General features: G+C 62.9%; 27 protein-coding genes and 1 tRNA gene. 6 read left to right on the forward strand and 22 right to left on the reverse strand.

The window, feature by feature from the left end:
• Window position 1 precedes the first annotated feature (1 nt).
• The 7 genes from secF to QM596_RS11210 all read right to left on the reverse strand — a co-directional run bounded on the left by secF (window position 2) and on the right by QM596_RS11210 (window position 6,787).
• Entirely contained in the window at window positions 2–1,225 is a 1,224-nt protein-coding gene (secF, locus tag QM596_RS11180; protein WP_283308992.1) for a protein translocase subunit SecF, read from the reverse strand.
• Entirely contained in the window at window positions 1,222–2,943 is a 1,722-nt protein-coding gene (gene secD, locus QM596_RS11185; protein WP_019748302.1) for a protein translocase subunit SecD, read from the reverse strand. Before secD ends, secF begins: the two co-directional genes overlap by 4 nt.
• Window positions 2,944–3,163: 220 nt before the next feature.
• Window positions 3,164–3,511 (reverse strand): preprotein translocase subunit YajC, encoded by a 348-nt coding sequence (gene yajC, locus QM596_RS11190; RefSeq protein ID WP_047888383.1) that lies wholly within the window; start codon window positions 3,509–3,511, stop codon window positions 3,164–3,166.
• Window positions 3,512–3,649: 138 nt separating this feature from the next.
• Complete coding sequence (ruvB, locus tag QM596_RS11195) at window positions 3,650–4,747, reverse strand: Holliday junction branch migration DNA helicase RuvB (RefSeq protein WP_019748300.1); 1,098 nt, start codon at window positions 4,745–4,747, stop codon at window positions 3,650–3,652.
• Window positions 4,744–5,343: a Holliday junction branch migration protein RuvA gene (ruvA, locus tag QM596_RS11200; protein ID WP_007732953.1), complete on the reverse strand. Its 600-nt coding sequence runs from the start codon at window positions 5,341–5,343 to the stop codon at window positions 4,744–4,746. Before ruvA ends, ruvB begins: the two co-directional genes overlap by 4 nt.
• Window positions 5,340–5,909, reverse strand: coding sequence for a crossover junction endodeoxyribonuclease RuvC (gene ruvC / locus QM596_RS11205; RefSeq protein WP_020907638.1), 570 nt, complete (start codon window positions 5,907–5,909; stop codon window positions 5,340–5,342). Before ruvC ends, ruvA begins: the two co-directional genes overlap by 4 nt.
• Before the next feature lie 125 nt (window positions 5,910–6,034).
• A complete protein-coding gene (locus QM596_RS11210; RefSeq protein WP_007732951.1) occupies window positions 6,035–6,787 on the reverse strand; it encodes a YebC/PmpR family DNA-binding transcriptional regulator in 753 nt (250 codons plus the stop codon).
• 145 nt (window positions 6,788–6,932) lie between these two features.
• Here QM596_RS11210 and QM596_RS11215 point away from each other — a divergent pair, with 145 nt between their 5' ends.
• Together QM596_RS11215 and QM596_RS11220 are read left to right on the forward strand one after the other, a co-directional pair.
• Entirely contained in the window at window positions 6,933–7,289 is a 357-nt protein-coding gene (locus QM596_RS11215; protein WP_003943322.1) for a GntR family transcriptional regulator, read from the forward strand.
• Window positions 7,286–8,206 carry a hypothetical protein gene (locus QM596_RS11220; RefSeq protein ID WP_019748298.1) on the forward strand — a complete coding sequence of 307 codons (921 nt, stop codon included), beginning with the start codon at window positions 7,286–7,288 and terminating at the stop codon, window positions 8,204–8,206. Before QM596_RS11215 ends, QM596_RS11220 begins: the two co-directional genes overlap by 4 nt.
• 30 nt (window positions 8,207–8,236) lie before the next feature.
• Here QM596_RS11220 and QM596_RS11225 read toward each other — a convergent pair whose 3' ends face one another.
• Window positions 8,237–8,938: a GAP family protein gene (locus QM596_RS11225; protein ID WP_019748297.1), complete on the reverse strand. Its 702-nt coding sequence runs from the start codon at window positions 8,936–8,938 to the stop codon at window positions 8,237–8,239.
• Window position 8,939: 1 nt separating this feature from the next.
• Entirely contained in the window at window positions 8,940–9,140 is a 201-nt protein-coding gene (locus QM596_RS11230) for a hypothetical protein (RefSeq protein WP_003943331.1), read from the reverse strand.
• A gap of 111 nt (window positions 9,141–9,251) precedes the next feature.
• On the opposite strand from QM596_RS11230, the gene QM596_RS11235 reads away from it, so the two are divergent.
• Together QM596_RS11235 and QM596_RS11240 are read left to right on the forward strand one after the other, a co-directional pair.
• Window positions 9,252–10,466 (forward strand): sensor histidine kinase, encoded by a 1,215-nt coding sequence (locus QM596_RS11235; RefSeq protein ID WP_283308999.1) that lies wholly within the window; start codon window positions 9,252–9,254, stop codon window positions 10,464–10,466.
• The gene (locus QM596_RS11240; protein WP_283309001.1) at window positions 10,421–11,098 is read left to right on the forward strand and encodes a response regulator; all 678 of its coding nucleotides are present in this window, start codon (window positions 10,421–10,423) and stop codon (window positions 11,096–11,098) included. Before QM596_RS11235 ends, QM596_RS11240 begins: the two co-directional genes overlap by 46 nt.
• 25 nt (window positions 11,099–11,123) lie before the next feature.
• On the opposite strand, the gene pdxT is transcribed toward QM596_RS11240, so the two are convergent.
• On the reverse strand, window positions 11,124–11,729 hold the full coding sequence (gene pdxT, locus QM596_RS11245; RefSeq protein WP_070386649.1) for a pyridoxal 5'-phosphate synthase glutaminase subunit PdxT: 606 nt from the start codon (window positions 11,727–11,729) through the stop codon (window positions 11,124–11,126).
• The gene (gene tesB, locus QM596_RS11250) at window positions 11,729–12,580 is read right to left on the reverse strand and encodes an acyl-CoA thioesterase II (protein WP_046378507.1); all 852 of its coding nucleotides are present in this window, start codon (window positions 12,578–12,580) and stop codon (window positions 11,729–11,731) included. The genes pdxT and tesB overlap by 1 nt, the downstream gene beginning before the upstream one ends.
• A 35-nt stretch (window positions 12,581–12,615) precedes the next feature.
• Here tesB and QM596_RS11255 point away from each other — a divergent pair, with 35 nt between their 5' ends.
• Complete coding sequence (locus tag QM596_RS11255) at window positions 12,616–13,281, forward strand: nucleoside/nucleotide kinase family protein (RefSeq protein WP_283309006.1); 666 nt, start codon at window positions 12,616–12,618, stop codon at window positions 13,279–13,281.
• A gap of 50 nt (window positions 13,282–13,331) precedes the next feature.
• Here the strand turns inward: QM596_RS11255 and QM596_RS11260 are convergent, their stop codons facing one another.
• Entirely contained in the window at window positions 13,332–14,153 is an 822-nt protein-coding gene (locus tag QM596_RS11260; protein ID WP_019748291.1) for an acyl-CoA thioesterase, read from the reverse strand.
• Window positions 14,154–14,267: 114 nt separating this feature from the next.
• On the reverse strand, window positions 14,268–15,776 hold the full coding sequence (locus tag QM596_RS11265; protein WP_283309008.1) for an HNH endonuclease signature motif containing protein: 1,509 nt from the start codon (window positions 15,774–15,776) through the stop codon (window positions 14,268–14,270).
• A 196-nt stretch (window positions 15,777–15,972) separates the two neighbouring features.
• Here QM596_RS11265 and QM596_RS11270 point away from each other — a divergent pair, with 196 nt between their 5' ends.
• Window positions 15,973–16,449, forward strand: coding sequence for a RidA family protein (locus tag QM596_RS11270; protein ID WP_020969521.1), 477 nt, complete (start codon window positions 15,973–15,975; stop codon window positions 16,447–16,449).
• Between the two features lie 99 nt (window positions 16,450–16,548).
• Here the strand turns inward: QM596_RS11270 and pdxS are convergent, their stop codons facing one another.
• The 9 genes from pdxS to QM596_RS11315 all read right to left on the reverse strand — a co-directional run bounded on the left by pdxS (window position 16,549) and on the right by QM596_RS11315 (window position 24,883).
• Window positions 16,549–17,457 carry a pyridoxal 5'-phosphate synthase lyase subunit PdxS gene (pdxS, locus tag QM596_RS11275; protein WP_003943338.1) on the reverse strand — a complete coding sequence of 303 codons (909 nt, stop codon included), beginning with the start codon at window positions 17,455–17,457 and terminating at the stop codon, window positions 16,549–16,551.
• A 170-nt stretch (window positions 17,458–17,627) separates the two neighbouring features.
• Entirely contained in the window at window positions 17,628–18,650 is a 1,023-nt protein-coding gene (locus QM596_RS11280; RefSeq protein WP_020969519.1) for an NUDIX hydrolase, read from the reverse strand.
• Window positions 18,647–19,774: a glycosyltransferase family 4 protein gene (locus QM596_RS11285; RefSeq protein WP_003943332.1), complete on the reverse strand. Its 1,128-nt coding sequence runs from the start codon at window positions 19,772–19,774 to the stop codon at window positions 18,647–18,649. The genes QM596_RS11280 and QM596_RS11285 overlap by 4 nt, the downstream gene beginning before the upstream one ends.
• Entirely contained in the window at window positions 19,771–20,673 is a 903-nt protein-coding gene (locus tag QM596_RS11290; RefSeq protein WP_283309012.1) for a phosphatidylinositol mannoside acyltransferase, read from the reverse strand. The genes QM596_RS11285 and QM596_RS11290 overlap by 4 nt, the downstream gene beginning before the upstream one ends.
• Window positions 20,670–21,365 carry a phosphatidylinositol phosphate synthase gene (pgsA, locus tag QM596_RS11295; protein WP_042951804.1) on the reverse strand — a complete coding sequence of 232 codons (696 nt, stop codon included), beginning with the start codon at window positions 21,363–21,365 and terminating at the stop codon, window positions 20,670–20,672. The genes QM596_RS11290 and pgsA overlap by 4 nt, the downstream gene beginning before the upstream one ends.
• A gap of 81 nt (window positions 21,366–21,446) precedes the next feature.
• Complete coding sequence (locus QM596_RS11300) at window positions 21,447–22,001, reverse strand: ATP adenylyltransferase (protein WP_264614478.1); 555 nt, start codon at window positions 21,999–22,001, stop codon at window positions 21,447–21,449.
• A complete protein-coding gene (gene thrS / locus QM596_RS11305; RefSeq protein ID WP_007732914.1) occupies window positions 21,998–24,055 on the reverse strand; it encodes a threonine--tRNA ligase in 2,058 nt (685 codons plus the stop codon). Before thrS ends, QM596_RS11300 begins: the two co-directional genes overlap by 4 nt.
• Before the next feature lie 133 nt (window positions 24,056–24,188).
• Window positions 24,189–24,641: a TIGR02611 family protein gene (locus QM596_RS11310; protein WP_438473284.1), complete on the reverse strand. Its 453-nt coding sequence runs from the start codon at window positions 24,639–24,641 to the stop codon at window positions 24,189–24,191.
• 170 nt (window positions 24,642–24,811) lie between these two features.
• Window positions 24,812–24,883 (reverse strand) — tRNA-Val (locus tag QM596_RS11315).
• Window positions 24,884–24,947: the final 64 nt, after the last annotated feature.

Genomic DNA, 24,947 nt, shown 5'->3' on the forward strand with positions numbered 1-24,947 from the left:
TTCAGTGCCCCTTCTTGTTTCGCTTTCCGGTCGGCCGCACACCCGGCTGCGGAGCAACCGGCGCACGGCGTACAACGGGTGCGCCGACGGCAACCGTCTGCGTACCCTTCTCGGCCAGAGTAGCCCGGCGCGAGAGCACCTTACGAGTGTGCGCGGCAACGGGTCCCCAGCGTTCCTTCATCGACACCAGGAGCGGCGTCGCGAAGAAGATCGAGGAGTACGCACCCACGATGATGCCGACGAGCTGAACCAGCGCAAGGTCCTTGAGCGTGCCGACGCCGAGCATCCAGACCGCGACAACCATCAGAGCGATCACCGGGAGCACACTGATGACGGTCGTGTTGATCGATCGCATCAAAGTCTGATTCACCGCGAGGTTGGCCTGCTCGCCGTACGTCCGGCGCGTCAGATGCAGAACACCGCGGGTGTTCTCTTCGACCTTGTCGAACACCACCACTGTGTCGTACAGCGAGAAGCCGAGAATGGTGAGCAAACCGATCACCGTCGCAGGCGTCACCTCGAAACCGACGAGCGAGTAGACGCCGGCAGTGACGATGATGTCGAAGAACAACGCAACGATCGCGGCTACGGCCATGTCCCGCTCGAAGCGAATGGCGATGTAGATACTCACGATCACCAGGAACACAATCAGCGCGATCAGCGCCTTCTTGGTGATCTGGCCGCCCCAGGTTTCACTCACGTCCGCAAAACTGATGGCCTGCGCCGACGGGTTCCCGTTCTTGTCCTTGGGCTGGAACTCGTCGAAGAGCGCCGACTGCAGATCGTTGATCTGCGTCGCGTTCAACGTCTCCGACCGAATCTGTACGGTGGCGCTGGCACCCGAGCCGACCGTCTGCACGCTGACCGGCTCGAACCCGAGTGTGTCGGAGTAGACGGTTTCCACCTCCGACGTCTCGACTCCACCCTCGGCCGGGAACTGAATGCGCGATCCGCCCTCGAAATCGATACCGAAGGTGAAGCCGCGCAGGATGATGCTGAGCAGCGCAATGGCGACCAGAGCGCCGGTCAGTCCGTAGTAGAAGCGACGCCTGCCGACGACCTCGAACGCACCCGTTCCCGTGTACAGCCGCGAGAGCCAACTGTGCTTGGGCATCGCGCCCTGATCGACGCCGGAGTCGGTGATCTCCGACCGGGCTGCGGCATCGGCGGACTCGGCCGAGGAACTGTTGTTGGGCCCCACCGGGGAGTTGTTGGACTCGCTCATGCTCGTGTCTCCTTAGCCGACGCAGCGGCGGCAACCTTACGTTCGCGGGCAACCTCTTGCACTGCGCCGAGACCGTTGACGCTGGGCTTGGACCAGAACGCCGAACGGGACGCCATACTGACCAGTGGCCACGTCACGAGGAACACGACAATCACGTCGAGGATGGTGGTCAGACCCAAGGTGAAGGCGAAGCCTCGCACCTGTCCGACCGCCAGCACGTACAGAACTGCAGCGGCGATGAAGCTCACCGCGTTGCCGGAAAGAATTGTTCGGCGCGCTCGCGCCCAACCGCGTGGCACCGCGGAGCGGAAGCTACGGCCCTCACGCATTTCGTCCTTGATGCGTTCGAAGAACACGACGAACGAGTCGGCGGTCATACCGATACCGATGATCAGACCAGCCATGCCGGCCAAGTCGAGTGTGAAGCCGATGTATCTGCCGAGCAGAACCATGATCGCGTAGACCATGACTCCGGAGAGGATCAGCGACAACGCCGTCAGGACGCCGAGCATCCGGTAGTAGACGAGGCAGTACAGCAGAACGAGAACGAGACCGACCGCGCCGGCAATCAATGCCGCCTGAAGTGAGGCCAGGCCGAGCGTTGCCGAGACCGTCTCGGCCTCGGAGGCTGCGAACGAGAGCGGAAGCGAACCGTACTTCAGAGTGTTGGCAAGTTCTTTGGCGCTCTCCGCAGTGAAACTGCCCGTGATCGAGGTCGCGCTACCCGCAGGCGTTGCACCTTGAATCGTGGGAGCGCTGACGACCTTCGAGTCGAGCGTGAACGCTGCCTGCTTGCCGATGTTGGCTGAGGTGAACTCGGCCCAGGTGTTGCTGCCGGTCGTCTTGAACGAGAGGCTGATCTCGTGGCGCGACTGCTGCGAGTTGAAGACCGAAGACGCGTCGGCAATCTCCTGGCCGTCGATGATCGAAGGACCGAGAAGATAGATGTTCAGTCCGTCTTGCGAGCACGCTACCAGCGGAAGAGTCGGGTCGTCGTTTCCACGGAGCGGATCCGCGACGGAGCAGTCGAGGTTCGCCACTGCTTGCTGCTGCACCGTCGGATCGCTGCTCTGTCGGAGGGCGCGCGCTGCGGCGATTTCCGCTGCTGCTGCGTCGCCTTCGTCGGTGCCGTCACTCGATGCGTCCGCGGGGGGAGCCGGTGTTGTCGTCTCCGGCGCCGGGGTTGCCTCCGGAGTGGTCGGGTCCTGAGCCAGGAACGGGCGGTTCTGCGGCGTCTGGGTCCCGTCGGCCGGCGCCTCGGGAGCCGGGGCATCAGTGGCCGGAGTTTCGGCCGCTGGCGCCTCAGGGGTAGCTGTCCGGTTCGCGTCACGGGTGGCGACGTCGATCGAACCCGTCACCGGGCGGATGTACAGACGGGCGGTCTGGCCGAGCGAGCGAGCCTGCGCACTGTCGTCGCCGGGAACGGTGATGACGAGATTGTCACCGTCGACGACGACCTCGGAGCCGGAAACGCCGAGACCGTTGACGCGGGTCTCGATGATTTCCTGAGCCTGCTTGAGACTGTCCTGACTGGGAGCGCTGCCGTCCGGGGTACGAGCGGTCAACGTGACGCGCGTTCCACCCTGCAGGTCGATGCCGAGTTTCGGCGTGGCCGACTTGTCTCCAGTGAAGAACACCAGGGCATACAGTGCCACCACCAGGACCCCGAAAAGGGCCAGGTAGCGGACCGGATGCACCGTTCCGGTGGAAGGTGCCACGATCTTTAAGTCTCCTCAGTAGGTGCAGAGCTTCAGTAAATGCAGGGCTCGGGCGGTCGACGACCACCCGAGCTGCGGCGTTCGAACTGCAACGATTGATCAACGGGATGAACTGAGCTGCTGGTGAAAGAACTACTCCGATGAAAGAACTACTACAGACCAACCGATCTGGACGTGTGTCCGAGTTCACAACTCTAGAACACGTGCCAGGTCGACGAAGTCAGGACTCCTTGGTGAGCCGGATTTCGGTGTCAGCAGCTGATTCTTCGATCTCGGAAACCGAGTCGTCGTCGTACTCGTCGGTTTCGGCCGTCTCGACAACGCGCTCACGGATGACCAGACGCGACCAGGTGGTGATGACACCGTCGGCGATCTCGAGGTCCACGGTGTCGTCGTCCAGAGAAGCAATCGTGGCATAGAGCCCGGCCGTGGTCTGCACTCGATCGCCGACCTGCAGCGAGTCCTGCATCTCGGAAGTGGCAGCCAAAGCCTTCTTCTGCTTGCGCATGCCCAGGAACATGGGCACCAGCAGTGCGAGGATCAAGAGTGGGAAAAGCAAACTCGACATGTGTTGATCAACCTCGGTTGTGTTGCACGTTTTACGCCGCGATGGTCCCGGATGGACCTACGCAATACACCAGTGTGCCATTAGTTGCTGAGGATTCCTGACAGATCGGCCGTTCAAGTAGGCCTTTCCAGTCGAAATTCACTCTCCGTTCGGATCGAACAACGTGGCCTGCGGTTCGTTGACACGAACCTCGATACCGCCCGCTGCGGCATCCGGCGGCGGTGTCATTCCGAGTTGAGTCCAGGCAGCGGCGGTAGCCACGCGTCCTCGCGGCGTCCGGGCGATCATCCCGGCCCGAACCAGGAACGGCTCGCACACTTCTTCCACCGTCGACGGTTCCTCGCCGACGGCCACCGCAAGCGTCGACACGCCGACGGGCCCGCCGCCGAACGACCGCACCAATGCACTCAGTACGGATCGGTCGAGACGGTCCAAGCCCAACTGGTCCACGTCGTAGACAGCCAAGGCCGCCTGAGCGACGTCCATGGTGACGATTCCGTCGGCGCGCACCTCGGCGAAGTCGCGAACCCGGCGCAGCAATCGGTTCGCGATACGCGGTGTCCCCCGCGAGCGTCGTGCGATTTCGGCCCCGGCGTCAACTTCGAGATTGACTCCCAAAATTCCGGCCGAACGCATCAGAATCTGTTGCAGCTCTTCGGGTTCGTAGAAATCCATGTGAGCGGTGAACCCGAAGCGGTCGCGCAACGGACCGGTCAGCGCACCTGACCGTGTAGTCGCACCGACCAGCGTGAACGGTGCAACCTCCAGAGGAATCGACGTGGCACCCGGCCCCTTACCGACGACGACGTCGACACGGAAGTCTTCCATCGCCAGGTACAACATCTCCTCGGCCGGACGAGCGATTCGGTGAATCTCGTCGATGAACAACACGTCACCCTCGACGAGATTGCTCAGCATCGCGGCCAGGTCTCCGGCGCGTTCGAGCGCCGGTCCGGACGTCAACCGCAGAGAAGAGCCCAACTCCCCCGCGATGATCATCGCCATCGACGTCTTTCCGAGTCCGGGGGGACCGGACATCAGGATGTGATCAGGTGTGCTGCCGCGAAGTTTTGCTCCGGTGAGCACGAGCTGCAGTTGTTCGCGAACACGGGGTTGCCCGATGAAGTCGTCGAGACTCTTGGGGCGCAAACTCGCTTCGACATCGCCGTCTCCCGCCACCAATTCGGCAGAGACCTGCGACTCGTCGTCGAAATCGTCGATCGGGTCGAAGTTCATCGAGTCTTACCGAGCAGCGACAGAGCAGAACGCAGTGCTACCGACGTAGTGGCCTCGGGCGATTCCGCCAGGACCGAATCCGTGGCCTGCTCGGCCTGCTTGATCGGGAAGCCCAGACCTTCGAGAGCCTCGACGATCTGATCACGGATCGAACTGCCGACGACGACACCGGAAGCCGCGCCGGCCGTCGTCGCGACGGCGTCGACCTTGTCGCGCAGTTCGACGACCATGCGCTCGGCGCCGCGTTTCCCGATACCGGGGACCCTCGTCAACGCCGTCAGGTTGCCTTCCGAGAGTGCCCGCCGCAATGCGTCCGGTTCGAGCACTGCAAGAGTTGCCATCGCCAGGCGCGGTCCGACTCCGGAAACCGTCTGCAAGAGGCTGAACAGGTCCTTCGACTCGGTATCGGAAAAACCGTAGAGCGTCATCGAGTCTTCGCGAACGATCATCGTCGTGAACAGTCGCGCTTCGCTTCCCCGATGCAGTGCACCGAGAGTCACCGGGGTGGCATTGACCCGATAGCCGACACCTGACGCTTCGATGACCGCATGGTCGAGTGCAATATCGAGTACCTCGCCGCGTACCGACGCGATCATCGTGAACCTGCCTTCTTCATCTCGGCCAATTTTGCCTGATACTTACGCATTTGTTCAGCGGCCATCGCCTCGGCGCGGGCCATTCGCTCGATCATCGGTGCTCGCCAGCAGTGACAGATCGCGAGCGCCAGAGCGTCAGCGGCGTCAGCCGGTTTCGGCGCCGTCTTCAAGTTCAGGATTCGCGTCACCATCGCGGTGACCTGCGCCTTGTCGGCGTTACCGCTGCCGGTAACGGCGGCCTTCACCTCGCTGGGCGTGTGGAAACACACCGGGATGCCGCGTCTGGCGGCAGCGAGCGCGACAACTCCGCCTGCTTGCGCCGTGCCCATCGCGGTACTGACGTTGTGCTGCGCGAATACACGCTCGATCGCGACGACCTCCGGCTTGTACTGCTCGATCCACAGTTCCGCCGCATCGGAGATCCGCAGTAGCCGAGACCCGAGGTCCATCTCGGGCGGGGTCCGCACCACGTCGACGGCAATGGGGCGCACTTTCCTGCCGTTGCTCCCGTCGACCACACCCAACCCGCAGCGAGTCAAGCCTGGGTCCACTCCGAGCACGCGCACTTTGTCACACCTCTCCATACCGAACAGCTGTTCGATAGCTTAGCGGTGCGCGGGCGTACTGCCCCGCATCAACACGCAACCCGGCCGAGACGCGGACGTCAGGGCCGGGTTGAGTTGAAAAGCAATCAGTCTTCGAGAGCCGCGAGAACTTCGTCGGACAGATCGATGTTGGTGTAGACGTTCTGCACGTCGTCAGAGTCTTCGAGCGCGTCGACGAGCTTGAAGATCTTGCGTGCGCCGTCGACATCCAAGGGAACCTCGACGGAAGCGCGAAAATCGGCTTCAGCGGAGTCGTAGTCGATGCCGGCTTCCTGAAGTGCCGAACGGACGGCAACCAGATCCTGTGGCTCACTGACGATTTCGAAGGTTTCACCGAGATCGGTGACTTCCTCGGCACCGGCGTCGAGCACAGCCATCAGGACGTCGTCCTCCGACTGGCCGTTTTTCTCGAGCGTGACGACGCCCTTGCGAGCAAACAGGTAGGAGACGGAACCCGGGTCAGCGAGGTTGCCACCGTTACGGGTCATCGCGGTGCGAACTTCACCGGCTGCGCGGTTGCGGTTGTCGGTGAGGCACTCGATCAGAACGGCGACGCCGTTGGGTCCGTAGCCCTCGTACATGATGGTCTGCCAGTCTGCGCCGCCCGCTTCTTCACCGGCGCCGCGCTTGCGCGCACGCTCGATGTTGTCATTGGGAACAGACGTCTTCTTCGCCTTCTGGATGGCGTCGTACAAGGTGGGGTTGCCCGTGGGATCGCCACCGCCGGTTCGTGCCGCCACCTCGATGTTCTTGATCAGCTTCGCGAAGGATTTGCCACGACGTGCGTCGATCACAGCCTTCTTGTGCTTGGTGGTGGCCCATTTTGAGTGGCCGCTCATGCGATTCAAGCCCCTTTCCTGCTGCGTTGCGCACGCCGAATGCGCGTCTTTCAGCTCTGCCGATGTTACCCGTCCCACGTCACAACGCGCTGCATCCCCCGACACGAATTAGTCAAACCGCGCATTGTTTGCATAGAATGCAAACATGTTGGTCCGAATAGATCACGCCTCCACAACTCCACTAGCGGAGCAGATTGCAGCCGGGGTTCGTGGCTCGGTCATCCGCGGTGAGATCGGACCAGGTGACCGCCTGCCGTCCGCTCGCGCTCTCGCCGAGTCGATCGACGTCAATCTCCACACGGTTCTTCGTGCGTACGCAACACTCCGCGACGAAGGCCTGATCGACCTCCGACGCGGACGTGGCGCCGTCATTCGCGCCGAATTCGACTCGGGAAGAACAGCTCTCAACGAATCTGCGCGCGAGTTCGTACGGCAGGCCCGCAATCTCGGACTCGACACTGCGCACATGCTCGACCTCATCAAGGAGACCAGCACACAATGACGACCAGCAAGATCCGACTCTGGACAGCAGCTTCGCTGACTCTGATCCCGACCCTGATTCTGGTTCTCGCACGCTTCGCGTGGGGTGACCGCCTACCCGAGACCGTCGCGAGCCATTGGTCCGGATCGACCCCGGACGGGTTCAGCACCACGACGACGTTTTTCGCCATCGCACTGGTGATTTCACTGGTGGCTGTCGTTTGCGCCTGTGTCGTCGCGGCCCGTTCGAGCGACAACGCGCCCTTGTTTCTCGCCGTAACCTCGATCTCGAGTGCGACACTGGCGACGATCTGGATTCTGAGCGTCGCCTTGACGATCGACGCCGGGTCGCCGGAAGACGCGCGTATCGGCTGGTGGATTCTTGCGCCGATCGCGGCGGTACTCGTAGGAGTTCTGGCATACGCGCTGCCTGACCAGCAACGAAGCGGCCCGGAGTCGCCACTGCCAACCCCGACGCTCGACACTCCGCTGACGGCCTCCGAACGTGCAGTGTGGGTCGGGCAGGTCCGCAGCGTCTGGCCGTGGATCGTTACCGCCGGCCTCGTAGTTCTCGTGATCGCGACTGCCGCGTACTCGGATTGGTGGGTTGCCGTGATCCTGGGTGTGTCCACCCTCGCCGTCACAGCATTCGCGTCGGTCACCGTTCGCGTCGACCGTCATGGTGTCGGCATCAGTTCCTGGGGCGTTCGATGGAAGAAGATCCCCATCTCGAAGGTGAAGTCCGCATCAGTCGACGCGATACGTCCGGCCGAATGGGGTGGATGGGGTTACCGAATGACACCGCGCGGAACAGCCGTCACGCTCCGCTCGGGTGAGGCCATCGTGGTCACTCTCGAGAACGGACGACTGTTCGCCGTAACCGTCGATCACCCGGAAGACGGTGTGAAGCTGATCAATTCGTTGGTTCAGGCTGGTTGATTCACGAACAACGTCAATTTACGAACAACGTCAATTCACGAACAACACGGCAGCGGCATTGCCGGCGAGGTAGAAGCCGGCAATGCCGAACACCCAACCCATCGCGCTGTCGCCGTGGCGTGAGATGAACGAGTCCACCCCGCTCAGCGGCTTGTCCAGTCGGTCGCCGGCCACGATCCGCCCGCACAACAGAAGCACTGCCGGAGTGGCCATGATCAGGCAGTATCCGGCAAGTATCGACGCAGACGTGACTGCGGACAGCCCAGCAGCGGTGATCATCGCGATCGCCGCCAAGTAGGGCAGCATCGTCACCAATTCGGCGGTCCCGGCAGCAATTGCCAGAAGTACAACACTTCTCGCGGAACTGGCCGAGCCGAGCACCCGCTCTCGCCAAACATGGGTTCGATCGGCTTGACCGGATGTGCGCCTCTTCTCGGAATCGAATCGAAAGCTCCACGCGAACAACGCGATACCGAGTATCAACTGCGCACCGCGGGCGGCGGGGGTTTCGAGCAGCGGGGCGACGACAGGCATACCTGCCCGTGCCGTCGTCCAGACTGCCACCCCGACAACAAAATAGAACGTCGTGATGACCACCAGATACGTCAGCAGCCTGCGAACCTGCGGTCGTCCCGGCATCAACAACATCCAGACCGGGACGACCAAAGTTCCGATGCTCGTACTGTCCAGCAGGGCGAGCCCGCCCAGCGTGGTGAGCAGGACGAGTTCCACGTCAGTCGTTTCGGCGCTCGGGTATCGCTGTCTCCCTCGTTCGGACTGCATTCACGATGTCGAAGGCACCGATGATCGCGAGGATCACGCCGAGTGGTCCGCCGCGAAACCAGAAGAACTCGGCGTCACGCGCGAACAGCCACAGACAGCCGCCACCGACGACCAAGAGAATGCCGATCATCAACTCGAAGCGAATTTTCATACGTCGAGCCTGTCTTCTCTATCGAATCCGCACATCAGCCATCGGAACAACGCCGACCTCATCATTTGGTATGACAAGTCAGGCGCCCCGATGTGCTCTGATAAGTCTGTGGTGACCAGAAGTCGGAGTGTCGGCAAGTGGAACGATCCGCTCATCGCCTTCGGCCTGTTCGCGATCGGGGTACTCCTCTACATGGTCGGCCTGTACCAAATGTGGACCGATGTCGGAGGTGTCGCCGACGTTCCCGCCGGGGTTCGGATCGGGATGCTGGCTCTGCTGTGTGCGATCGACTCGTTCCGGCGGGTGCGTCCGGCAACAGCTTTGGCGGCGGGGGCCGTCATCGTCGCGGTCGACGCTGCCCTGGGACCCACTCTGCCGATGTGGCTGGTCCTCTCGGATCTCACCTACGCCGCAGTTCTGTACGGGACGGCGCGGCTGGGCCGAGTGGTGTGTTCTCTGACCGCGGTGACGGTTGCCGCGCTCACCGCACTCGTCTACCTGTCCACCCAGGACGTCCGCGCTGCGGCTGGGGCAGGCGTGGTGACGGCACTGTTCTTCGGTACGCCGGTGTGGTGGGCACTGGTCATCCGTCGACAAGTCGAACTGACCGAGGCCGAACGCGAGCGTTCCAGAGTCCACGAAGCACTCGCCACTCTGGACCGCGAGGCCGCCGTCGCTCACGAACGAGCAACCATGGCGCGCGATCTGCACGACGTCATCGCAAGCCACCTCTCCGCCATCGCAATCCATTCGGAGGCGGCACTGTCCACCACAGCTCTCTCCGGTGAACGGGGCGAACCAGACGACGGCTTGCGGGAGATGATCGGGGCGATCAGATCGAGCAGTCTCGCGGGCCTTTCCGAGATGCGGTCGATGATCGAACTGCTCCACGCCGGGGACGACGAGACCCCGGACCCGCGTTCCTCTCCCCCGCGGCTGACCGAGTTGCCCGTCGTCCTGGACGCAGTTCGGGCAGCCGGCGGCACTGTGCACGTTGCGATCGACGTCGATGCTGCCGCCTTGCCGAGCGTGGTCGATCACACGGCGTATCGGATCACCCAGGAAGCCTTGACCAACGCACTCAAACATGCGCCCGGTGCGCCGATCTCGATGTCGATCTCTCTCCAGCACAATGCATTACAGATCGAGATCCGAAACCCCGTCGGTCCCGACAGATCCCATCCGCGAGCAGGAACGCGCGGACTTGCAAACATGCGTCACCGCGCCGAGCTGCTGGGCGGTTCACTCGACGCACTTCCGGTCGACGGAGAATGGACGGTATGCGCACAGCTACCGGTCCCCGCACCGAACGGAACGGATCGGTGATCACCGTCGCCCTGGTAGACGACCACGCCGCGATCCGCTCCGGCCTGGCGATGATCCTGCGGCAGCACGACGACATCGATGTCGTTGCAGAAGCCGGTGACGGAGCGTCGGCGATCACCGTCACCCGCACGCATCAACCCGACGTCGTACTCATGGACGTCCGGATGCCAGGCACCGACGGCATCGAGGCGACGCGTCAGATCATCGGGACGACCCGCAGCCGGGTTCTGGTGTTGACCACCTTCGACCTCGACGAATACGTCTTCGCGGCCCTGCGCGCCGGCGCGTCGGGATTCCTGCTCAAGACTGCGACCGCCGACGAACTGACCAACGCTATCCGCAACGTCGCGGCCGGAGATGCAGTGCTCGCTCCTCGCGCGGCGCGTGCACTGATCGGCGAATTCGTTCAGCGTGCACCCGAACCCACCGAACCGCTGGGATTGAGCGAGCTCACCGACCGTGAACGCGAGGTGCTCGCGCTGTTGGGGACGGGTATGTCCAATGCCGAACTGTCGCGTGAACTCGGTGTCGGTGCTCCGACGGTGAAGTCGCACGTGTCGCGAGTTCTGTCGAAGTTGCACCTCACCTCACGCGTACAGGCGGCGATCCTTGCCCGCGAACTGGAGCTGTAGGTTCGGACGAGGCTGACTACTCGAGTTATCCGCGAACCAGATCGACGAACATCTCGTGCACTCGACGGTCACCGGTTACCTCGGGATGGAAAGAAGTGGCGATCACCGAGCCCTGCCGAACCGCGACGATCCGGCCCGCGGCCTCCCCCGCGGCGGCGGGAACCTGCGCAAGGACCTCCACGCCCGGTCCAACTCGCTCCACCCACGGCGCGCGGATGAAGACGGCGCGGATGGGATCTCCGATGATGCCCTCGAACTCCAGGTCGGACTCGAAAGAATCGACCTGTCTGCCGAAAGCGTTGCGGCGCACCGTCATGTCGATGGCGCCGAGATGTTCGGCGTCCGGCCGGGTGTCGAGTACCTCGCTCGCCAGCAGAATCATGCCGGCACACGAACCGTAGGCCGGCAGCCCGCCGCGAAGACGCGCACGAAGCGGATCCAACAGTTCGAACACCTGCAGAAGCCGGCTCATGGTGGTGGATTCGCCACCCGGAATCACGATTCCGTCTACCTTGTCCAGCTCCTCCGGCCGTCGGACACCCACGGCATCCGCACCCGAATCATCAAGTGCAGCAAGGTGCTCGCGAACATCACCCTGGAGGGCGAGTACACCGATCAACGGACGCGTCATCACACAGTTCCTGTCTTGTTCTCACGGCTGTCGGGTTCGCGTTCCAGACGCGTCAAACCCTCCTGAACCACCGCTGCCACCATGTTGCCATCGCGATCGTAGATACGCCCTTGAGTGAGCGCGCGACCGAAACCTGCCGACGGCGATGTCTGGTCGTAGAGCAACCACTCGTCGGCCCGGAACGGACGCAGGAACCACATCGCGTGATCGAGCGAAGCAGTCTGCGTCTTCACGCCCCGGTGCGGGACTTTCGAAGTTCCGAGCAGGGTCATGTCACTGAGGTACGCAAGCGTGCAGATGTGCAACAGCGGACGATCCGGCAGAGCCTCGCGGTAGCGCATCCACACGCGCTGTTGTGCGGCGAGATCCGGCGCTGACGCACTCTGCTCGGCCGGCACAATTCTGATGTCCCAGTTCTTCCACTCTTGGTAGAACTGGGATTCCGCCAACTTGGGGACGGTCTGCGCGTCCTGCAAGTCCTCCGGCGCCGGAACGGAAGGCATCCGATCCTGATGCTCGATACCTTCGTCCTCGACGTGGAACGAGGCCGACATCGTGAAGATCGTCTTGCCGTCTTGGACTGCGTTCACCCGGCGGGTGCAGAACGAGCGCCCGTCGCGGATGCGGTCCACCAGGTAGACCGTCGGAATCTTCGGGTTGCCCGGGCGCAGGAAGTATCCGTGCAACGAGTGCACGTGGTAGCTCTCGTCGACGGTACTCACGGCAGAAACCAACGACTGCCCGGCAACCTGCCCGCCGAACGTCCGTTGAAGTGCGGTGGGATGGACCGCACCACGGAAGATGTCCTTCTCCAGGTGTTCGAGCGCGAGGATCTCCTCGATACCAACCATGAGTCCTCCGGAAATAGACCGCCGCGGTGGGCGCGATGACGGTTCACAATATCGCCTCGGCGAGCGGGCACGGCACCATGGTGGGCGTGAGCACATTCATCCCGTCCACTCCCCTCGCCCTGGCCGAGCAGATCGCAACGCTGACCGGATCATTTCCGTCGGTGGCGGTTGTAGCGATCGACGGACCTGATTGTGCGCAGCCGTCTCGGCTCGCGGAACTGGTCGGGTCCGCCGTCGAGTCGCACAGCAGGCCGAGTGCTGTTGTGTCACTGCACGACTACGTGCGGCCGGCTTCGCTGCGATACGAGTTCGGTCACGAGGATGCGCTGAGTTACCGCACCATCTGGTTCGACTATCCGGCACTCGATCGTGAAGTGATCACCGCGGCCCGCACCAAACGAGCGTTCTTGCCGAAACTCTGGGACGAACCCACCGATCGATCGGCTCGCTCGACCCGCGTCCCCGTCCATGAACGCGCGGTCATCGTGATCGCCGGTCCGATGTTGCTCGGGCGTGGGCTGGAGTTCGACGTCAGCGTCCGCCTGGACATGAGCGAAGCTGCCATGCGACGGCACACTCCGGAGGCGGATCTGTGGACCGTCGACGCACTCCTCGAACACCGCTCAGAGATGTCCGAGGAGGTCGATTTCGAGGTCAGGTACGACCATCCGGCCCGGCCTGCGGTGCGGTCTCACCCCTGAAGGTCTCGCTGCGATTGATCTCACTTCAGGCGACCTCACTTCGGTCGACCTCACTTCGGGCGATACAGCCTGGTCAGGCCTTCCTGGACGACTGCAGCAACCATGTTTCCTCGGCTGTCGAAGATTCGTCCCTGCGTCAATGCGCGACCGAAGCCCGCTGACGGCGACGTCTGGTCGTACAACAGCCACTCGTCGGCCCGGAACGGCCGCAGGAACCACATGGCGTGATCGAGCGAGGCGCTTTGCATGGCGACGTCCATGTGAGGGCCTCGGGAAGATCCGAGCAGCGTCATGTCGCTCATGTACGCAAGCGTGCACACGTGAAATACCGGGTCGTCCGGGAGAGCCTCGCGGGAACGGAACCATACTTGCTGCTGTGCGGCAGCGCCTGGACGTTTGTTGATGTCGGCCTTCGGCACCATCCGGAGGTCCCAATCGGACCACTCGCGAGCCAACCACGCAGTCTCGGGATCTTCCGAATCCTGGGCGATGGCCAAGGTCTCGGGGTCAGGGACCGGTGGCATCTCGTCCTGGTGCTCGATGCCTTCGTCTTGGACGTGGAAGGATGCCGACATCGTGAAAATGGCTTGCCCGTCTTGAATTCCGGTGACCAAGCGGGTCGCGAACGATCGACCGTCCCGAACACGATCGACCAGAAAGACCGTCGGCTCCATCGGATTGCCCGGACGCAGGAAGTATCCGTGCAACGAATGAACTGAATAGGCCGGATCGACCGTGCGTACCGCCGACACCAATGCCTGGCCGGCGACCTGGCCGCCGAAAGTGCGGGTCAGGGTGGTCTCCGCGATGATTCCTCGAAAGATGTCACGCTCGAGGCGTTCCAACTCCAGAATTTCTTCGATCCTCGCCATCGATGCTCCACATCTTCCCGTGTACCGACGTCTACCGACCTTCACACAATGCCTGACGCACCCCCGGCCACCAAAGTGGGCATCCGAAAACACTGAGCGACGGGGCGCATCGACTCAGAACGGCGGTGGATCGTCTCCGCCGTCGAAGGTCCTCCTCTGTGCCTTCTTCATCCGCCGGTGCATCCGTATCCGCTGACGCCGGCGCTCACCCCGCACACGAGAGGCCTTGTTCTCCAGACGTGTGCGCCGACGCCGACCACCCTCGGGCAGTACAGGCTCGAGCATTCCCGCCAGCAGACCTGACGGCCTGGTTCGGTAGCAATGTCCGGTCGGCGAGGTCAGCATGACACTCCGGTCCGGGTTCGAGATGTGCAGCCACTGACCGGAATGCTTGAGGCGGTGATGGTTTCGACAATACGCACTCAGATTCGACGCCACGGTCTTTCCACCACGAGCGGGATTGCGATGATCAAAGGGCTCAGTGTGATCAAGATCTGAATTCCATGCAGCGACATCGCAGTGCAACCACTGGCAGCTTCCTGCGATCACCCGCACCCAGGTGTCGAGGACAGTGCCTGGGCGGTAGACCGACGCCGAAGGAACAACGGGCGGAGGTACTGGCTCGCCCTCACCGGAAGACTCGAGCGCGGCATCGACTGGTACTTTCACCTTCCGAATCAGCGCACCCGCGGCGATGTCACGCGCATGCTCTGCATTGATCACTCCATAACCGTCAAGGTGAGCGGGTTCGTCTGCACCTGGTGCGTCACCGCCCTGAAGTGTTGATTCCAGCATGACCACGTGAACCAACGGCCGACGCACCACGACAATCCCGCTTCGATCTTGTGGGCAATCGTCCAGGCCGCAATCACACGGCAGAATCGTCGACCCGGATACCAACGCTCCCAATGCGTCAGCTCGTCGTTGCTCGTACTTACGGGAATCGTGTCGACACACCGACATTGCCAACTCCCGCAACCGACGGTCGAAAGCCCGTGCTTCCTCCGCCGAAATACTCCCCAATATCCGCGCCATTCCGTCCTCGGCAGCGCTCACACCCACGAACCGATCAGCCAGCGCGCGGCGTCGACGTTCGCGTATCCCCTCGGGATCCACCACGGCGACGATCCGGTCGATAGCCGCTGTCAATCGGCGACCGGTCAAGCCAGTACCGCCAGGCATCGGTGACGCCGAGATCTTTTCGAGGAGTTGCCGTTCCACCTCGTCGATCAAATCGTCAGCGACGTTGGCCGTAGCGGAGTCGATCAATCCGACTCGATACAGATCCAGTTCTCCGCGCGCCATGGCGGCACGCGTGCGATGGAGCCGAGACTTGAGAGAAAAGCCGAGACCGATCAACTTTCCCGCTGCGGCACGGCCCATGGTCAATGCCGCGCCGAGCTCGGCCTCAGCCAGTTCGTGAGCGGTAGACGACCAAGCACCGTTATCAGTGTGGTCAGCGCTGCGACGCTCGAAAAACTCGGCAATGGCAGCCAGTTTCCGTTCCGCGAGCATCGATTCGCGCGCATGCAGATCGGCGATGAGATCGATGAGGGCGCAGTCGGATTCGGCACCAGGCAGCTGCGCTGCGGTACCCGAACTTCCTACTCCGTCATCAAACATTCCTCAACACTATTCGAATATACGTTCGATATACATGATTTCCAGGAATCAGTCCGAACAATCCCGAACGACCGAAAATCCACGGCCAATATCACCAAAAGTGATGGGGTGGGCGCAAATACGACTTGGACTTGCCGAGACTCCCGATGACAGACTCGAACACCATTCCCGGACAAAAGAACCCATTGAGGAACCGATGAACGACGCAAGTACCTGGACCGCACGACTCGCCGCACTCGACCTGACCCTCCCGCCTGTTGCCACCCCCGCAGGCTCATACCTTCCCGCCGTTCAGACGGGGTCATACGTCTACACGTCGGGGCAATTGCCGCTCGTCGACGGCACTACGACGTGCATCGGCAAGTTGGGCGAGGGCGTCTCCGTCGAAGACGCCGCCCAGGCGGCGCGGTTGTGCACTCTCAACGGACTCGCGGCCGTTGATGCCTTGGTCGGTCTCGACCGCATCGTTCGGGTCGTCAAGGTCGTTGGATTTGTTGCTTCGGGATCCGGATTCTCGCAGCAACCCCAGGTGATCAACGGTGCGTCCGACCTGCTGGCCGAGATCTTCGGTACCGCTGGACAGCACGCCCGCTCTGCGATCGGCGTGGCCGAACTCCCCCGAAACAGTGCCGTCGAGGTCGAGTTCGTGTTCGAGGTATCGGACAGCATCTGACGGTCCGCCACACCCCGAAGGGGCGGCGGTTGCCAATGCAACCGCCGCCCCTCTTGTGTGAAGACTTTCAGGCACTGAGCCCGGTCGTCGAACCTGCTGTCACCAACCGCGCTCTGCGAGGCGGTGTCCGACGGGCAGGTCGTCGACGTTGATGCCGACCATTGCCTCGCCGAGTCCGCGCGAGACCTTGGCGAGCACGTCCGGGTCGTCGTAGAACGTGGTGGCCTTGACGATTGCCTCGGCGCGCTGCTTCGGGTTGCCGGACTTGAAGATGCCCGATCCGACGAACACGCCCTCGGCGCCGAGCTGCATCATCATCGCAGCGTCTGCCGGGGTGGCGATGCCGCCGGCGGTGAACATGGTGACAGGCAGCTTGCCGGCCTTGGCGACCTCGACGACCAGTTCGTAGGGGGCCTGCAGTTCCTTGGCGGCTACGTACAGTTCGTCCTCGCTCAGCGAGGTCAACCGGCGGATCTCGCCGCGGATGGTGCGCATGTGTGTGGTGGCGTTGGAGACGTCGCCGGTGCCGGCTTCACCCTTCGAGCGGATCATGGCCGCGCCTTCGTTGATGCGACGGAGCGCTTCACCGAGGTTGGTGGCGCCACAGACGAAGGGGGCGGTGAACTTCCACTTGTCGATGTGGTTGGCGTAGTCGGCCGGGGTCAGGACCTCGGACTCGTCGATGTAGTCGACGCCGAGGCTCTGCAGGATCTGAGCTTCGACGAAGTGACCGATGCGTGCCTTCGCCATGACGGGGATGCTGACGGTGGAGATGATGCTGTCGATCATGTCCGGGTCACTCATGCGCGAGACGCCGCCCTGTGCGCGAATGTCTGCGGGGACCCGCTCGAGTGCCATGACGGCGACGGCGCCGGCGTCTTCGGCGATCTTGGCCTGCTCAGCGGTGACCACGTCCATGATCACACCGCCCTTGAGCATTTCAGCCATGCCGCGCTTGACGCGGGCGGTGCCGATGGCGGTGGTGGGGGCAGAGTCGGGGGTGCTCACAGCAAACTCCTGCAGTAGTGGCGTGACGAAAGAAACAAGGCACGGCGAACACACGAGTTCATTCGCTCGGAGGCCTCTGGCCAGAACTCTAGGACGAACCGGCCTTCGATTCCGTATCCAATTTGCCATTGCTGGCCTTAAACGGCCGCGAGCACTGAACGACCGAACGATCAGCGGATGGAACGCACTTCCGGATCCTCGGAACCGTCCGCAATCGTCGCGGCCTCCACCAGGAGGTTTGCCAGATCCAACGGGTAGACGGGCTCACCGGACTTGGCCAGTCGGCGGATCTCGTCGGCGCTGCACCAGCGATGGCCGGTGATGGCACGCTGTTCCAATTCCGTGTGGCCTTGGAAGACCGGCTCGAAGCCGTGAGTGCGCGTAGCGAAGAACAGCTCTTCCGAACGGATCAGCTCACCGTCGAACGGGAAGATCGCCACCCGACGCCAAAGCGGACCTCGCAGATTCTCCGGCGCCACGACGAATCCGGTCTCCTCCTCGATCTCACGAACCGCGGCCGCTCGCAGATGTTCGCCGCGTTCGAGCCCGCCGCCGACGGTGAACCAGAAGTAAGTGTTCGGGATCTTGGGATCGTGCCCGCGCAACAGCAGCACCCGATCTTCCTCGTCCAGCATCACCACGCGGGCAGAGGTCCGTGACGTATCCACGGTGATGCCCTCGGGCACCGCCGCCGCGGTCGTGCGCTCCGATATCTCGAAGTACTGAGGCAGTGGCGCCGTTCCGCCGAGATGTAGCCATCGAACAAGTCGTCGGGTACGCAACGCGAGAGTGTCTCGCACCGCGTCGTTGTGGAACCGCCGGGCGATCAGCACGCGCGCCTCGGCATCGGCCAACTCGGCCACCAGTTGAGGTCGCAGCGACGTCGTGCCGTAGGCAGCGAGAGCATTGGACAGCCGGTTCTCGGCAAGCTCGCGATCCTGACGATCCGCCCGTTCGGCGGCGTCCGCCAAGGTGACGAATCTGCGGGCGTCGTCGGCGCTCATGTCCACAGCCGCCGCGCGGACAACCGCGGCACGACGGGACAGAGCCGCATCGAGCGCCAACCACGACTGATCCGAACGCACATGCAGTCGATCGAGTCGGTTCGCCGTCCCGTACGCCCACAGTCCGACGACCAGGACGACGGCAGCGACGAGCCCGAGAATGAAGATCGTCAGAGCGGAGAAGGTCATGACCCCACCACGCGGACGCCGGTGCCGCCAACCGTGACGGTCTCGTAGACACGCAGAATCTGTTCGGCCACCACCGGCCAGTCGTATTCGGCAACAACACTTGTCGCGGTGTTGACCAGCGCGCGTCGTCGATCCGGGTCACCGAGAACGGAATCGATTGCCTCGGCCAAGGCATCGGAGTTCCCGATGGGGACCAGCAAGCCGGCCTGACCGTCGCGAAGAACACGACGGAAAGCGTCCAACTCACTGGCCACGACGGCAGTGCCAGCCGCCATGGCCTCGACCAGCACGATCCCGAAGCTCTCACCGCCGAGATTGGGCGCGCAGTAGACGTCCGCACTGCGAAGCGCCGACGCTTTCTCCTCATCGCTGACCTGCCCGAGCAGGCGGAGATGCTTGAAGTACTTGCCCGCCTCTTTGCGGAGTTTCTCCTCGTCGCCGCGTCCGACCACGATCACTTCGAGATCCGGGTGACGCTCGACCAACTCCGGCAACGCACCGAGTAGTACGGCCATCCCCTTGCGCGGTTCGTCGTAGCGACCGAGGAACAGAATGGTTCCACCTTCGCGCGGGTAGCCGGGCAACAGATCGGCCTCGGCAAACGCTGCGACATCGACGCCGTTGGGGATCTCGACGGCGTCGGATCCGAGGGACTCGACCTGCCAACGACGCGCCAACTCCGAGACTGCGATCCGGCCACTGATCTTCTCGAGATACGGAGCCAAGACACCCTGAAAAGTGCTCAGCACCAACGACTTCGTGGTCGACGTGTGGAAGGTGGCGACGATCGGGCCTTCCGCGATACGCAACGCGAGCATGGACAGACTCGGCGCATTGGGTTCATGGATATGCAGAACGTCGAAGTCACCTTCCGCGATGAACTTGCGGAGGCGGTTGTTCGCCGTCGGGCCGAAAGACAACCGCGCAACAGAACCGTTGTAGGGAATCGCGACGGCTTTACCTGCGGAAACCACAAAATCCGGCAACTCGTCGTCGTCGGACGACGGCGCAAGCACACTCACTTTGTGACCACGTTCGATCAGCACCTCGGCCAGATCCACCACGTGCGCCTGCACGCCGCCGGGGACGTCGAAGGAGTACGGGCAGATCATGCCGATTTTCATTCACCCTCCATGCGGGCGAGCCGCGATTCGGAGAGGTCGGAGCGCCACAGCGGCTGAAGCATGTGCCAGTCAGCGGGGTGCGCTGCGATGTTGACCGCGAAACGGTCGGCAAGCGCCTGCGTGGCCGGGCCGACTCCGCCGGATACGTCGATCGGCGGGTCGATCTTGAAACCCCAACCGTCGGGAGTGAACCAGCAGTGGACCGGAAGTAGCGGCGCGCCGGTATCGATCGCGAGCTTCGCCGGGCCGGCGGGCATGCGAGTGGGTTCTCCGAAGAATGTGACGGGCACACCCTTCTTCGCCAGATCGCGCTCCCCCAGCAGGCACACGATCTTGTTCTCGCGCAGATGCTTGGACAGTTCGACGAACGGAGGATGCTCCCCGCCGCTGAGCGGAAAGATCTCGAAACCGAGACTCTCGCGGTATTCGACAAACCGTTCGTACAGGGATTCGGGCTTGAGTCGCTCGGCAACGGAGGTCAACCCACCCCATTGCTGAACACACCACACGCCGGCCATGTCCCAATTACCGCTGTGGGGCAGCGCCAATACCGCGCCATGACCTGCTGCCATTGCTTTTTCCAGATGTTCCTGGCCCTCGACCAGCGCATGCAACGCCTTACCTGTCGCGACCAGGTCCATCGACGGTAGACGGAATGCCTCACGCCAGTACCGGGCGTACGAGCGCATCGAATCCTTGATCAACTGATCCGGAACTTCCGCCGGCGTCGTGCCCAGAACTCTCGCGAGGTTCTTCCTGAGTTGTTCGGGTCCGCCCTTGCGTACCGCGAAATCCGCTCCGGCGTCGAACAGCTTGACCGCCACCGATTCCGGCAGGCTTCGTACCAGACGCCAACCCGCGGCGTACCCCAGATCGGTTGCACGCTCGGCAAAGCTCATTTCTCTGCCTCGCCGTCCGTTTTAGGCTCGCCGTCGGTGTTCGGCGCGCCTTCGACCGTCGATGCCGCCGGGGCGATCGGCAGAAGTTCCCGGGCGCCAGGCGAATTGCGCACCGCGAGCACTCGTTGGAAGACCGTCACGATACTTCCGGCGGCAAGTACCCACATCGCGATGTGAATCGCCCACGGTAGACCCATACCTGTCAGGCCAGATCCGACCAACACGATGATCAGTCGGTCCGGGCGCTCGATCCACCCGCCGTCCGCAGTCAGCCCGCTCGCCTCCGCGCGCGCCTTCGCGTACGAGATGACCTGCGAGGTGACGAGGCAGATGAGCGTCGCGACGAGCAGCCACTTGCTGTTCTCGTGGTAGACCGCCCACCAGGCCAGGCCGGCAAAAATCGCGCCGTCGGCCACGCGGTCGCAGGTCGCGTCCAGTACCGCCCCGTACCGCGTTCCGCCGCCGCGAGCACGAGCCATTGCGCCGTCGAGCATGTCGAACATGACGAAGAACCAGATGAACAAGGTTCCCCAGAACAGATGTCCGGACGGAAACAGCGTCACCGCACCGGCGACGCTTGCCACCGTGCCGATCACCGTCACCGAGTCCGGCGTCAGACCGGTCTTGACCAGCGCCTTCCCCATAGGTGCCGTCACCTTGGACACCGATGCGCGCCCGAAGAAGCTCAACACCGCAGGAACCCTCCCCGTCGTGAGTTCCGGTTCGGAACTCGTTGCAGCAATGCATCCTGCCATGAAGCCGGATGCATCAACCTATTGTTGCCAGGCACCGGCGAGTAGTCCCCTGGTCTCCCGCAGCAATTGCGGCATCACCTTGACCCCACCGAGCACGGTGATGAAGTTGGCGTCGCCGCCCCAACGTGGGACTACGTGTTGGTGAAGGTGCTCGGACAGCGAACCGCCCGCGGCAGCTCCGAGATTCAGACCGACGTTGAATCCGTGCGGATTCGACACGCTCTTGATCACCCGCAACGCACGCTGGGTGAACGCCATCAACTCGGCGCTCTCCTCCGGCGTGAGGTCTTCGAGGGCCGCGACCTTTCGGTACGGCACCACCATCAGGTGACCCGGGTTGTACGGGTACAGGTTCAAGACCGCGTAGACGTGTTCACCGCGGGCGACGATCAACCCTTCCTCGTCCGACATTTTCGGAATGTCGATGAACGGTTCACCCGTCGTACCCGGGGTGTTGGGCGCCTCGGTGATGTACGACATCCGATGTGGCGACCAAATACGCTGCAAATGATCAGGATCGCCGACGCCGTGGTCGATCAGCGAACCCGGACCCTCGTCACCGGGGGCGCTCACTGCGCCACACTTGGCTGCACCAGTTCGGCTGTCGGCGAGGCATTCTCGCGGCGGCCGATCCACTCGGTGATGATCCGGACGGCGTCGTCGACGGGAATTCCGTTGATCTGGGTGCCGTCACGGAAACGGAAGCTGACCGCGCCGGCCTCCACGTCACGCTCGCCCGCGAGGAGCATGAACGGGACCTTTTGCGTGGTGTGGTTACGGATCTTCTTCTGCATCCGGTCGTCACTGAAATCGACCTCGGCGCGAACACCGGCTGCCTTGAGCTTCTTCGTGACGTCGAACAGGTGATCGGCGAACGCCTCGGCCACTGGGATTCCGACGACCTGCACCGGCGCCAGCCACGCCGGGAAAGCGCCCGCGTAGTGCTCGGTCAGGACACCGAAGAACCGCTCGATCGAGCCGAACAGCGCGCGGTGGATCATGACCGGACGAGTCTTGACGCCGTCGTTGCCGGTGTATTCGAGCTCGAACCGCTCGGGCAGGTTGAAGTCGAGCTGGATGGTCGACATCTGCCAGGTGCGGCCGAGTGCGTCCTTGACCTGAACGGAGATCTTGGGACCGTAGAACGCGGCTCCACCCGGATCCGGCACCAGAGTCAGGCCAGAAGCTTCGCCGACCTCGGCGAGCGTTGCGGTCGCCTCTTCCCAGACGTCGTCGCTACCGACGAACTTGTCCGGGTTCTTGGTGGACAGTTCGAGGTAGAAGTCGTCGAGGCCGTAGTCCTTGAGCAGGTTCAGAACGAACTGCAGGGTGGTGGTCAGCTCGTCGCGCATCTGCTCACGGGTGCAGTAGATGTGAGCGTCGTCCTGGGTCATGCCGCGCACGCGGGTCAGGCCGTGGATGACGCCGGACTTCTCGTAGCGGTAGACCGAGCCGAATTCGAAGAGCCGCAACGGCAATTCACGGTACGAGCGTCCGCGAGCACGGAAGATCAGGTTGTGCATCGGGCAGTTCATCGGCTTGAGGTAGTAGTCCTGGCCCGGCTTGCGCACGGTGCCGTCCTCGTTCAGTTCCTCGTCGACGTGCATCGCCGGGAACATGCCGTCGCGGTACCAGTCGAGGTGACCGGAAACCTCGTACAGATGTCCCTTGGTGATGTGCGGAGTGTTGACGAACTCGTAGCCCGCCTCGATGTGGCGGCTGCGCGAGTAGTTCTCCATCTCGGTGCGGATGATGCCGCCCTTGGGGTGGAACACCGGCAGACCCGAACCGAGCTCGTCGGGGAAGCTGAAGAGGTCCAGTTCGGTACCGAGCTTGCGGTGATCACGACGCTCGGCCTCGGCGAGCAGTTCGAGGTACTCGTCCTGAGCCTCGGTGGACTCCCACGCGGTGCCGTAGACACGCTGAAGATCGGCGTTGTCCTGGTTGCCACGCCAGTAGGCGGCGGAGCTTCGGGTCAACTTGAAGGCCGGAATGTGCTTCGTGGTCGGAATATGCGGGCCGCGGCACAGATCGGACCATATCTTGTCGCCAGTGCGCGGATCGAGATTGTCGTAGATGGTCAGCTCGTTGCCGCCCACCTCCATGATCTCGGGATCGTCGATACCGGACTTGTCGTCGATCAGTTCGAGCTTGAAGGGCTCGTCGGCCAACTCGACCCGAGCGTCCTCGATCGAATCGACCACTCGACGCGAGAAACGCTGCGATCCCTTGATGATCTGCTTCATACGCTTTTCGAGCTTGGCCAGATCCTCCGGAGTGAACGGACGATCCACTGCGAAGTCGTAGTAGAAGCCGTCCTTGATCGGCGGACCGATGCCGAGCTTCGCGTCGGGGAATTCCTTCTGGACCGCCTGCGCGAGGACGTGGGCCGCGGAGTGCCGGATGACGCTGCGGCCGTCCTCGGTGGATGCTGCCACCGGCTCGACGTCGACATCGACCTCAGGTGTCCACGACAGATCCTTGAGCGTTCCCTCGCCATCGCGGACAACGACGATCACGTCGGGCCCCTTCGTGGGGTATCCGGCTTCGCGCACTGCAGTCCCGGCGGTCGTCCCCGCGGGCACCCGAAGTGGGGCGGCTGAGTGCTCTGGCGCGGGACTGGTCACGGCGATGTGCTCCTAAAGGTATTGCGACAAGTTAGACAGGCGTCGTACCCACTGCGAGCACGCGCACGATCATGTTATCGGCCCTACCGACATGGTGAGACAACCGAGTGAAGGAAACCGGGCCGCGTTCAGCTCACAGTGGCGACTCGAGCCACGAGTAGTCCAGGCCCACCCATGTCCCGATCAGGCCGAAGGTGCCGAGCACCCACAACGTCGCCAGGACGATCAATGTGGTGAACAGAACGCCCAACCCCTTGACGAACAGCGACTGCTTGCCGAACCATTCCATGAACCTGTCGTATCGAGCCTTCGCGAAATGAAGGAGTCGATGTGCCCACGCGAACTCCGACGCCAGTATGCCGAGGCCGGCGAAGACGATGAGCCAACCGGGCCCGGGGTACGGAATAGCCACGATGCCTGCGGCGAACACGATCGTGCCCACGACTCCCACACCGATGCGGTACGCAAGATTGAGGGTGGGCCGCGCGGCGATTCCAGCGCGCCACCGCTCCCAGCGGGACTCTGCGTCTTGGAAGACGGACAGGTCTGAATCGTCGACGGGAGAATCGACCTTTTCGGTACTCAAGTCGGTCACCTTTTCGGTCGCGAAATGTCTCTTCGACCAGGCTACCGAAATCATCGGCCGGCGACCTGCGACGACGGTCTGCATGCCGAAACAACCGTGCCCTCGAACAGCTGTGCTCTCAAACGACTGAAGGCGTCCCCGATGATCGGGAACGCCTTCAGTGTTTTCTGTGGTCCCGGCTGGGATCGAACCAGCGACCTTCCGCGTGTGAAGCGGACGCTCTCCCACTGAGCCACGGGACCGTAAGTCATCCGAACGCATGCGCTCGAACGAGTTGGAACATTAACACGGCTGCGCGATGAATAC

The sequence above is a fragment of the Rhodococcus sp. IEGM 1406 genome (genome assembly GCF_030056745.1).
Classification (GTDB): domain Bacteria; phylum Actinomycetota; class Actinomycetes; order Mycobacteriales; family Mycobacteriaceae; genus Rhodococcus_F; species Rhodococcus_F erythropolis.

Excerpts from the sequence above, each read along its gene's own strand:
- QM596_RS11260 (WP_019748291.1), bottom strand. The coding sequence starts at position 14,153 with ATGGCGAGGATCGAAGAAATTCTGGAGTTGGAACGCCTCGAGCGTGAC.
- QM596_RS11265 (WP_283309008.1), bottom strand. The coding sequence starts at position 15,776 with ATGTTTGATGACGGAGTAGGAAGTTCGGGTACCGCAGCGCAGCTGCCT.
- QM596_RS11215 (WP_003943322.1), top strand. The coding sequence starts at position 6,933 with ATGTTGGTCCGAATAGATCACGCCTCCACAACTCCACTAGCGGAGCAG.
- tesB (WP_046378507.1), bottom strand. The coding sequence starts at position 12,580 with ATGGTTGGTATCGAGGAGATCCTCGCGCTCGAACACCTGGAGAAGGAC.
- QM596_RS11285 (WP_003943332.1), bottom strand. The coding sequence starts at position 19,774 with ATGAAAATCGGCATGATCTGCCCGTACTCCTTCGACGTCCCCGGCGGC.
- QM596_RS11220 (WP_019748298.1), top strand. The coding sequence starts at position 7,286 with ATGACGACCAGCAAGATCCGACTCTGGACAGCAGCTTCGCTGACTCTG.
- pdxT (WP_070386649.1), bottom strand. The coding sequence starts at position 11,729 with ATGACGCGTCCGTTGATCGGTGTACTCGCCCTCCAGGGTGATGTTCGC.
- QM596_RS11290 (WP_283309012.1), bottom strand. The coding sequence starts at position 20,673 with ATGAGCTTTGCCGAGCGTGCAACCGATCTGGGGTACGCCGCGGGTTGG.
- QM596_RS11210 (WP_007732951.1), bottom strand. The coding sequence starts at position 6,787 with ATGAGCGGCCACTCAAAATGGGCCACCACCAAGCACAAGAAGGCTGTG.
- QM596_RS11255 (WP_283309006.1), top strand. The coding sequence starts at position 12,616 with ATGACGGTTCACAATATCGCCTCGGCGAGCGGGCACGGCACCATGGTG.
- ruvA (WP_007732953.1), bottom strand. The coding sequence starts at position 5,343 with ATGATCGCGTCGGTACGCGGCGAGGTACTCGATATTGCACTCGACCAT.
- QM596_RS11240 (WP_283309001.1), top strand. The coding sequence starts at position 10,421 with ATGCGCACAGCTACCGGTCCCCGCACCGAACGGAACGGATCGGTGATC.
- ruvB (WP_019748300.1), bottom strand. The coding sequence starts at position 4,747 with ATGAACTTCGACCCGATCGACGATTTCGACGACGAGTCGCAGGTCTCT.
- QM596_RS11230 (WP_003943331.1), bottom strand. The coding sequence starts at position 9,140 with ATGAAAATTCGCTTCGAGTTGATGATCGGCATTCTCTTGGTCGTCGGT.
- QM596_RS11270 (WP_020969521.1), top strand. The coding sequence starts at position 15,973 with ATGAACGACGCAAGTACCTGGACCGCACGACTCGCCGCACTCGACCTG.
- secF (WP_283308992.1), bottom strand. The coding sequence starts at position 1,225 with ATGAGCGAGTCCAACAACTCCCCGGTGGGGCCCAACAACAGTTCCTCG.
- yajC (WP_047888383.1), bottom strand. The coding sequence starts at position 3,511 with ATGTCGAGTTTGCTTTTCCCACTCTTGATCCTCGCACTGCTGGTGCCC.
- QM596_RS11280 (WP_020969519.1), bottom strand. The coding sequence starts at position 18,650 with ATGACCTTCTCCGCTCTGACGATCTTCATTCTCGGGCTCGTCGCTGCC.